Consider the following 1,780-nt stretch of genomic DNA (forward strand, 5'->3'; position numbering starts at 1 on the left):
ACAACCCCCCGCCAACGCCAACCTGCCTCAGCTTCCCAGTAACTTGTTACCAACCAATCTAAGTAGACAACTTATCCATGACCAAATGTAGATTTTTCAAAAAATTTAAACGAATACGTTGAAACATGAAGAAATAACAAAATGGACAGGAAGCGCTCGCTGATCCAACCAAAAGTATCCTGAACAGAGGTTCAAAACCAGCATTCAGCTAACCGCCAACCCTCCCCAATTTTTTTTTACATGAAGTAGTTAGGAAAGGAACCGATGAAAACCATCCTTTGTTACGGAGACTCAAATACGTGGGGATACAATCCATCCAGCCAGCAACGTTTTGGCCCAGAAGAAAGATGGACGGGAGTACTCCAAAAGGAGTTGGGAATTGAATATCGGATCATCGAGGAAGGGCTAAACGGCCGAACTACGGTTTGGGATGATCCGATTGAAGGCTTTAAGCATGGGATGAATTACCTAATTCCCTGTATCGAAAGTCATAAGCCATTTGACCTGATCACAATCATGTTAGGAACTAACGACCTAAAATTTCGTTTTTCAGTTTCGGCTTACGATATTGCTGAAAGCGTTGGAGTTTTAATTGAGCATGTGCAGCGAAGTACGGTCAGCCCAGATAATACAAGTCCTACGATACTGCTGATGGCTCCACCTCCTTTAGGGAAACTCAGTGAGTGTGAGGAAATGTTCCAGGGAGGGCTGGAAAAATCTCAACTTTTTGGCAGGTATTTTAGAGAAAAAGCCTTTAAAAGGGGTTGTGAATTTTTGGACACCTCAGAATTCATAAAGAGCAGTGATCTTGACGGGATCCATTTTGAACAGGAAGAGCACCGCAAGCTGGGAGAAGCTGTGGCCCAAAAGATAGGCTCAATTGTTCGATGACTCAACACCTTCACATCCGTTCAAGAGCGGGTTGAGTCGGTGAACGTTTGTATTTTGAGGATTCTTGACAGAAGAAGTTGGATTGGAAAGCAACTTATTCGTACTTGAAATGACTTGTTTTCGGTGTTGGTGCCATATCAGGGTTGAATCTGGCAGCGGAAAATGACTGGGAATACTGTTACTGGGTAGAAGTGAACTCATTTGCATGAGTCTGACCACTCTTGGCAGCAAATATAAAGTCATTCTCCACCATACCATCAATTTTGTGTGTCCAAATGCTTACACGGACGTTTCGGAAGGAGAGTAACAATTCGGGATGATGCCCTTCTGATTCTGCCAGATCTGCAATCAAATTTGTGAAATGCACTGCTTCCCGATAGGAGTCAAAGGCATAGTCTTTCTGGAGATGATGCTCGTCGAGCATCTCCCAACTTTTCTCCAGTTGGTCAAACAGCGCCTGAAGAGCATCCCCCTTGAGCGGAGGGATCCCACCACGGCAAGGGATACATTGTTTCTGAACTAACTCCATTACTTATTTCTCTGTAAGTTTAATTTTTGTTAAACTAGGTTCGCTACAACTGACTGAACCAATCCTGGCCTGCCAAAGACCGAATTTTGTGTGGGTAACTTTGTTGGAGCCTGAAAGTTGTTTGAAATGCAATTCTGAGTTTACTGTATCGTTTTTGTGCTGATTCTCAATTTGTCATCCAGTTTCCAGATAGCGTGTTCCGCTTCGGGTCCTGTGCTAGATGGAACCTCAACCTCCATATCCTCAAAATGATAGGTGGTTTTAGCTTTCTTTTCCATGAGCGCTTGCTAGAGCCCAGTTGCCAGTTTGGGCCAGGTCTGAGTATGTTCAGACATGATCTTTTCAAACTACATGAGGTTC

General features: G+C 43.8%; 3 protein-coding genes. 1 reads left to right on the top strand and 2 read right to left on the bottom strand.

Annotated elements, in window-relative coordinates; all coding sequences use genetic code 11:
* Positions 1 to 264 precede the first annotated feature (264 nt).
* Positions 265 to 891, top strand: coding sequence for an SGNH/GDSL hydrolase family protein (locus P8O70_15945; protein MDG2198334.1), 627 nt, complete (start codon positions 265 to 267; stop codon positions 889 to 891).
* Between the two features lie 178 nt (positions 892 to 1,069).
* On the opposite strand, the gene P8O70_15950 is transcribed toward P8O70_15945, so the two are convergent.
* The gene (locus P8O70_15950) at positions 1,070 to 1,420 is read right to left on the bottom strand and encodes a 4a-hydroxytetrahydrobiopterin dehydratase (GenBank protein ID MDG2198335.1); all 351 of its coding nucleotides are present in this window, start codon (positions 1,418 to 1,420) and stop codon (positions 1,070 to 1,072) included.
* A 140-nt stretch (positions 1,421 to 1,560) separates the two neighbouring features.
* Positions 1,561 to 1,698 carry a hypothetical protein gene (locus P8O70_15955; protein ID MDG2198336.1) on the bottom strand — a complete coding sequence of 46 codons (138 nt, stop codon included), beginning with the start codon at positions 1,696 to 1,698 and terminating at the stop codon, positions 1,561 to 1,563.
* Between the last annotated feature and the right edge of the window lie 82 nt (positions 1,699 to 1,780).

The organism is SAR324 cluster bacterium (assembly GCA_029245725.1).
Lineage (GTDB): Bacteria > SAR324 > SAR324 > SAR324 > NAC60-12 > JCVI-SCAAA005.